This window comes from Flavobacterium sp., assembly GCF_031409475.1.
GTDB lineage: Bacteria > Bacteroidota > Bacteroidia > Flavobacteriales > Flavobacteriaceae > Flavobacterium.
The window spans coordinates 1-7,869 of sequence record NZ_JANNXH010000052.1 but is presented as its reverse complement, the minus strand read 5'-3'; the positions used below and the strand labels follow the sequence as shown (position 1 = coordinate 7,869).

At 33.1% G+C, this 7,869-nt stretch carries 8 protein-coding genes; all 8 read left to right on the top strand.

Annotated features, from left to right (window positions below; all coding sequences use genetic code 11):
• Positions 1 to 899 precede the first annotated feature (899 nt).
• Positions 900 to 1,520: a hypothetical protein gene (locus RMO53_RS09830; RefSeq protein WP_310380112.1), complete on the top strand. Its 621-nt coding sequence runs from the start codon at positions 900 to 902 to the stop codon at positions 1,518 to 1,520.
• 146 nt (positions 1,521 to 1,666) lie between these two features.
• Positions 1,667 to 2,020, top strand: a complete 354-nt coding sequence (locus RMO53_RS09825) for a copper resistance protein NlpE (RefSeq protein WP_310380110.1) — start codon at positions 1,667 to 1,669, stop codon at positions 2,018 to 2,020.
• Entirely contained in the window at positions 2,017 to 2,481 is a 465-nt protein-coding gene (locus RMO53_RS09820; protein ID WP_310380108.1) for an META domain-containing protein, read from the top strand. Before RMO53_RS09825 ends, RMO53_RS09820 begins: the two co-directional genes overlap by 4 nt.
• A 30-nt stretch (positions 2,482 to 2,511) precedes the next feature.
• Positions 2,512 to 3,180, top strand: coding sequence for a hypothetical protein (locus tag RMO53_RS09815; RefSeq protein ID WP_310380107.1), 669 nt, complete (start codon positions 2,512 to 2,514; stop codon positions 3,178 to 3,180).
• Positions 3,181 to 3,197: 17 nt separating this feature from the next.
• The gene (locus RMO53_RS09810) at positions 3,198 to 3,965 is read left to right on the top strand and encodes a hypothetical protein (RefSeq protein ID WP_310380106.1); all 768 of its coding nucleotides are present in this window, start codon (positions 3,198 to 3,200) and stop codon (positions 3,963 to 3,965) included.
• Positions 3,966 to 3,981: 16 nt separating this feature from the next.
• Complete coding sequence (locus RMO53_RS09805; RefSeq protein WP_310380104.1) at positions 3,982 to 5,691, top strand: amidohydrolase; 1,710 nt, start codon at positions 3,982 to 3,984, stop codon at positions 5,689 to 5,691.
• A gap of 30 nt (positions 5,692 to 5,721) precedes the next feature.
• On the top strand, positions 5,722 to 7,422 hold the full coding sequence (locus RMO53_RS09800; RefSeq protein ID WP_310380102.1) for an amidohydrolase: 1,701 nt from the start codon (positions 5,722 to 5,724) through the stop codon (positions 7,420 to 7,422).
• Between the two features lie 6 nt (positions 7,423 to 7,428).
• Positions 7,429 to 7,869 (top strand): hypothetical protein (locus RMO53_RS09795; RefSeq protein WP_310380101.1); only part of this gene is annotated, 441 nt, incomplete at its 3' end.

Sequence of the window (7,869 nt, the reverse complement as noted above, 5' to 3'; positions counted from 1 at the left end):
TCAATCCCATAATCGAAAAAAATAAAAAAAAATTCAGGATAAATCGTATAAAAAGAGTGTAACATTCAAGTTTTCAATACAGTATCTATTCTATTTTTTGTGCAAATAGTACTCTTTTACTGACTTACATAGCATTTTAATAAAAAGACGTTAAAACTATATCGTTGTAATTTGTGCAAATACAATTAGGAAAAATTAGGCAGTTTGTTTTGCTTTCGATACTGCAAAAAAGCTAAATTGTAGTTCATGAAATTCATTCAAATTTTGGTAAAGTCACTAAATCAATTTATATTTTTTTAAACACTTAGAATCATAGTTTTTAACCCGTTGGGTGTAATTAGTTTTTGATGATAATTTTTCGTCAGTTCGAGTGATTTTCTCCCGAAGCTTCGGGAAGAAAATCGTATCGAGAACAAGGAAAATTTCATTAAAAACAGTTCTCGATACATTTTTTGTTCCGTTTTACTGCACAAAAAACACTCGAACAGACGTTTTAAATAATTGCACCCAACGGGTTAATATACTTTATTTTTATAATATAAATCATAGAATTATAACATTAAATGGTTAATTTATATTTCAAATAAGTTTACTTACTATAGTATCATTCAAGCTCTAAGTCATTACTCTTGAATCTGGTTTTATCTTTATAATTAACTTCATAAAAGTTGTTCAAAGATTTATTGGAAAAATCCTTCAAGCTATTTTTAGATATCGATTGACTAAATCAAGTAAACATTTGACTATTTAACACATTTTGAAGTATTCTTGTTTATTGCTTCTGCCAGCATTCCTCAAACACTTGTTAAGAAATTATTAATAAATTTTAATATTCTTACAATTTAAATAAATTTTTGTTAATTTTATGTTATATTATTTAACTAAAATCTTTACTAATCATGAAAAAAACAATTGCTTTATTAATTTTCTTAATTGGATTTAACTCATTTGCTCAGGAAACAACAAAACCAATTCAAGACACGATTAAATCTATCATACCTGCAATAGAACCTTTAAAGGACAGCCTTGTAACAAAAATTATTGTTGCAGATCCAAAAGAAGGACTAAATAAACTTAAAGAAATCGAAAAAGCAGATGCAGCGACTGCAAAAGCTATAAAGGATAAAGAAAAACTGCAAAGTCAACAATTAAAAATGCAAAAAGCACAGCTTAAAACTCAAGAAGCTATTGCTGAAACTGCTAAAAAGACACAAAAGCTAGAAGCTAAAAGATTTAAAGTTCAAGAAAAAGCGGCTAAAGAACTTGAAAAAAACACTAAAAAATCTGTTAAAATAAACAAAGAAATTAATGATTTAACAGATGACATTGCTAAAGAAAATCTTAGTTTGGCAAAAGATAAAAACAATTTTGAAAGAAAAAAACAACGTGGCAAATTATCTGATAGTAAGATAGCAGATGGCGAACATGAATTCTCTAAAAGACAATTAAAAATTCAAGAATTAGAAATGAAATTGGCTAAAGAGAATAGAGAATTAAACCAATTGAATTTAAAAAATTAATTTTTTTCTTTTAAAATTTTAAAAAAACAATGATTAAATTTAATATTTTGATTTTTTTGTTTCTCTCAGTTCTTTTTTTTAACTGTAAAAATGAAACTAAAGTTGCGGTAAATAATTTAGACTCAAACGTTACAAAAGCACCAACCTTGGCTGATACCTCTCATAGTGCATCTAATGCTTTAGATTGGGAAGGAACCTATAAAGGGATTGTTCCTTGTGCAGATTGTGAAGGAATACAAACTACAATTACTCTAAACAAGAACTTAACTTATGTATTGACAACAGTTTATTTAGGTAAAGAAAATGATGCTGAATCCGAATTAAATGGAAAATTTTTCTGGAATGCAGATGGGTTAAAAATTGTTTTAGAAGGAATTGAAAACGCACCCAATCAATATTTTGTTGGCGAAAATAAATTATTTCAGCTCGATATGAAAGGTAACAGAATTACTGGAAATCTCGCTAAAAATTATCAACTTCAAAAAGTAAATCAATTATGAAAAAAGTAAAAATGGTTATTAAAGTTTTACTCTTACTACAAATTCTACTTGTTTTTAGTTGTACATCATCAAAAAGTAATGTTTCTTCTGCTATGGCAAATAAACCAAATTCATCATTAACAGAGACTTATTGGCGGTTATCCGAGCTTATGGGACAACCCATAGTTAGAGAAGACAACAAAAAAGAAATTTTTATGATTATCAAATTAAAGGACAATAGAGTTCATGGATTTTCGGGTTGTAATACTTTTAATGGAATGTACAGTTTACCTGGAGAAACTCGTATTTCATTTACAAAGTTTGCTTCAACCTTAATGGCATGTATCGATATGTCCAAAGAAAATGAGCTTTTGGAAGTTTTCGAAAAAGTAGACAATTATGCAATTCAAGGAAATACATTGAGTTTAAACAAAGCAAGAATGGCTCCTTTAGCAAAGTTTGAAGCTGTTTTAATGAAATAAATACAAATAAAATAACCTAAATACTTAAAAATGAATAACTTAAAAAAAATCTTATCACTTGTCCTATTATCCACCATTTTTCTTATGAGCTGTGTTAGTAATACTTCAATAGTTAATAGTTGGCGTGACTCTGAAACAACAGTTGCAAATCAAGAATTCAAAAAAGTGCTTATTGTAGCTTTGGTAAAAGATGAAGCAACTAGAAGAATAACCGAAAATAAAATTGTTAGAAGCAACACCATATTTCATTCTTCTTTTTTGTTTTTGAATGGAACCAATTTAGAACTAACTAAAGCCCAAAAACTTAAAATTCTTGAAGATGAGAATTTTGATGGTGTAGTAACTATGAGATTAGTAAGCACCGAAAAAGAAACGAATTATATTCCAGGAACTAATACTTCATTATATTTTGGAGGTATGGGAGGATTATATGGAAACGGAATGTACGGCGGACTTTATGGCAACGGATTTGGAAATTGGTATGGTGCTTATGCTAATAATTTTTATACTCCGAGTTATTATCAAGAGACTACGAATTACTTTGTTGAAACAAATATTTTTTCGTTAAAACAAAACAAACTTATTTGGACAGGAACTACAAAATCTTCAAATGCTACCGATGTTGCTTTAACTGTTGACAGTATTATTGCAACGGTTATTACTGAAATGAGAAAAGACGGTTCCTTACCAAAAAAATAAAATTAAAACAAAAAAAGATGAAAAAAACACTAACACTTTTAATCCTAATTTCTTTATTCTCCATTGGAATAAATGCTCAAGAATCAACAGAAACCAAAAAAGAAATCGACCCATCAAATCCAACAAATTTATACACGCAATTAAATGGAAGCTTAGAATACCAAGATGGTAAAAATGCAAATTTATTCGGATTGAGAGTCAATGTGCAGTATGCTTTTAATCCCGATAATTTGATGTTGGTAGAATTACCTTTTCTTTATAACGATGCCACCAGTAAAACAGGAATTGGCGATATGCGTGTGCGTTATTTTCATGTTGCAAAAAAAGGAATTACTAAAAGCTTTATTGCTATTGTGCCTTTCGTAGATGTGTCAATTCCAATTGGTAGTTATGAAAACGGATTAGGCACAAGCTCTTGGTCATTAGCTGGTGGAGTTGTTGGAGGATTTATAGTAAGTCCGAAATTATCTCTTTTTCCAGGAATAAGTTATGTTCATATTACCAAACAAAACACAGATATAATTCCAGAAGCATTTAAATATTCGTCTAACGGAATTGGATTGCAATTCAATGCGAGTTATAAGTTCAGTAAAAACACCTTCATGTTTATCAACCCAACGCCAACATTTTTAAGTACTAACGGTACTTGGAAAACATTTTGGTCTGGTGATTTGAATTTGAATCACATCGTAACACCTAATAAATTTAAAGTTAACGCAGGTTGGTCACCAAATTTCACTACGGAATTACATATTTTTAAAATAGGTGCTACACTATTTATTTAATCAAAAACTATTTAACATGAAAAAAGCATTAATCACATTACTTTTATTAGCTTTAATAAGCTGTACAAAAAAGGAAATTCTTAATCCAGCCGATGTCATTTATTTTGGTGGCGATATTTTAACCATGGAAGGCGAAACGGCAACCTATGCAGAAGCTGTAGCGATTAAAGACGGAAAAATACTTTTCGTTGGAACAAAAGACGAAGCCGAAAAGTTTCATGGAGATAAAACCGAAATGAAAGATTTGGAAGGGAAAACCATGATGCCCGGTTTTGTTGAACCACATGTGCATCCATCTATTGCAGCTACAATGCTTCCAAATGAAATTATATCTATGAACGATTGGGTTTTGCCTAATGAAATTAAAAAGGGAGTAATCGGTCACGATGAATATATTAAAAGAGTTACCGAATCAATAAATGCCAAAGCAAAACCAGAAGAAGCTTATTTAGTATGGGGATATCACCAATTATGGCATGGCGAAATTTCACGTGATATGTTGAATAAAATTGCTCCCAATCAACCCGTAGGAATTTTGCATCGTTCTTTTCATGAAATATATGTCAACGATGCGTTTATTAAAAAATTTAATATCAAAGAAGAAGATTACAAAGGAAATCCACAAGTAGAATGGAAAAAGGGACATTTCTATGAAGGTGGTTGGCTGGCGTTAGTTCCAAAATTAGGAGCAGTACTTTTCAATCCTGACCGAACTAATAAAGGAATGGAAATGATGAGCCAATTAATTCACAAAAATGGAATCACCACCATTTGCGAACCTGGTTTTGGAACATCAGATTTTAATATGGAATTTGCCATGTTGAAAAAAGAAATGGATAAAGGACAGCCTTACGAAGCTTATCTTATTCCAAACGGAACCCAATTGTATACAAGTCAAGGTAGTAATGAAAAAGCACTTGAATTTACCAAAACTATGGGTAAATTTAATACCGATAATATTCATTTTTTACCTAATCAAATAAAATTATTTGCAGATGGTGCTATTTATTCACAAGCCATGCAGATGGAAGGTAATTATAACGACGGACACAAAGGCGAATGGATGACGCCATTGAACTTACTAAAAACTCAAATGTCGCTTTATTGGAAAGCGGGTTATAAAATCCATGTTCATGCAAATGGCGATTTAGGTATTCAGGAAGTGTTAAACTTTAATGCATTAGATCAAAAAGCAAATCCACGAAAAGACCACCGTTTGACCTTGCACCACATGGGTTATTTTTCTGAAAAGCAAGCCAATCAAATCGCTAATTTAGAAATTGAAGCCTCCGTAAATCCATATTATTTATGGGCATTGGCAGACAAGTATAGCGAAGTAGGATTGGGAAAAGAAAGAGGCGAAGCTTTAGTAAGAATAAAATCATTACTTGATAATAAAATTCCTGTTTCCTTTCATTCAGATTTTTCTATGGCACCAATGGAACCTTTAACTTTGGCTTGGACAGCCGTAAACAGAGTGACTTCTGAAAATAGTAAATTTTCTCAAGATCAAAGAATCGATGCGTATTCGGCAATGAAAGCCATTACAATCACTGCGGCAAGAACTATTGAATTAGAAAAAACTATAGGGTCAATCAAAAAAGGAAAAATTGCCAATTTTACCATTTTAGCTGAAAATCCATTGAAAGTAAAGCCTATGGCAATTAAAGATGTGAAAGTTTTAGAAACTGTTTTTAAAGGAAAATCATTTCCAATCAAACAATAATTCAGAAAATTAATTTATAAAGCAACAATTATGAAAATTAAAAATCAATTACTCGTAGGGCTTTTTGCGTTGGCTATTGTTAGCTGTAAAAAAGAAGCAGTTACCAATCCAGCCGATGCCATTTATTTTGGTGGAGACATTGTAACTATGGAAGGAAACGAAGCACAATATGCAGAAGCAGTTGCGATAAAAGATGGCAAAATAGTTTTTGTAGGCACCAAAGACGAGGCCGAAAAGTTTCAAGGGGACAAAACCGAAATGAAGGATTTAGAAGGTAAAACATTAGTACCTGGTTTTTTTGAAGGACACATCCATTTTGCTGCTTTAGGCATGCAGGCGGTAGCGGGGAATTTATTGCCTGGTCCTGATGGAAATTGCGATAGCATTGATGACTTGGTTCAAATAATGAAAGACTGGCATGCCAAAAACGGAACAGACAAAACCAAAGGTTGGATTTTTGGGATGGGTTTTGACGATGCTGTACTGAAAGAAGGAAGATTTCCTACCAAGGAAGATTTAGACAAAGTTTCAAAAGATGTACCCGTTTGTGTTATGCATATTACAGGTCATTTTTGCTCGGTAAACAGCAAAGCCTTAGAGCTAATAAAAATGACGGCTGCAACAAAAGACCCTGATGGTGGGGTTATCCGCAGAATGCCAAACTCTCAAGAACCCAATGGCGTTTTGGAAGAAATGGCTGCGCTTAAAGTTCTTTTCCCTATCGTTACACCAGAACCAGAATTGGTCGATTTTTATTTTGATAAAGGTCAAGAAATGGCATTTAAATTTGGTCACACAAGTATACAAGAAGGTAAGGCAATGGAAAATCACGAACAACTAGCCAGTTATGCCCTAAGTGGAAAACTCAAAATTGATGTAGTGTCTTACATTGATTATTCAATGCCTAAATACCTGCATAGCGAATGGAACAAAAAAGAATACAATCACCACTACCGTATAGGAGGCGTAAAAATTACATTGGATGGCTCCCCACAAGGTCGTACCGCATGGAGAACCATCCCTTATTTAATACCCCCAGACGGACAGAAAGCGGGATATTTAGGCTATCCTGCCATAGCAGATGACAAAAAAGTAATGGCAGTATATGACTCCGCTTTTGCCAATAACTGGCAAATAATTAGCCACGCCAACGGTGATGCCGCTATCGATCAAATGATTCGCTGTATGAAACCGGCTGCTGCCAAATATGGTAATACCGATAGGAGAAATGTATTGATACACGGGCAATACGTTCGTATGGATCAGCTTGACAGCCTGAAAAAATTAGGTGTAGTGGCTTCTCTCTTCCCAATGCATACTTTTTATTGGGGCGACTGGCACAAAAAAATTATTGGTGATTCTTTGGGCAATAAGATTAGCCCCATCAAATCGGCATTAAACAAAGGATTGCACGTAACCAGCCATACTGATGCACCGGTGGCACTACCCAACCTGATGATGATTATGTGGACAACCGTAAATCGTGTTTCAAGAAGTGGTGCCGTTATTGGTGCAGAGGAACGACTTACTCCATACGAAGCCTTACAATCTATTACCATTTGGGGAGCTTACCAGCATTTTGAAGATAAGACCAAAGGTTCTCTTAAGGCAGGAAAATTAGGAGATATGGTTATTCTGGATCAGAACCCTTTAAAGGTTGACCCAATGAAAATAAAAGACATTGTTGTGCTTGAAACAATTAAAGAAGGGAAATCAGTTTATAAAAAATAAGAAATTATGAAAAAGATAATTATTACAGTAGGTACTTGCTTGCTATTTGTTGTTGCATTGGCTCAGGATATACCTGTCGCAGAAAAAACCACAAGCCCTAAGTCAAGCTTAACGGGTGATTGGGGCGGTGCAAGAGATAGTTTAAAAATGAACGGCTTAGTTATTGAGCCAAGGCTAACTTTTTTTCAGCATAATTATGTAGCAGGCGAAGGGGATAACGAATCCATTTTTTCCGGTAAGGCCGATATTATGATAAAATACAATGGGGTAAAATTGGGTCTTAAGCGATGGACACTGGTAACACATCTAGAGCAAAATTTTGTAAAATCACTGAACGGAAATGGCGTTACGTTAATCCCCAACAACATTGCTAATACGTTTCGGGGAATTGTTGGCAGTGTTGCTTCTGATATCACTAGCCTGCACTTAGTTTACCAGTTTGGCAAA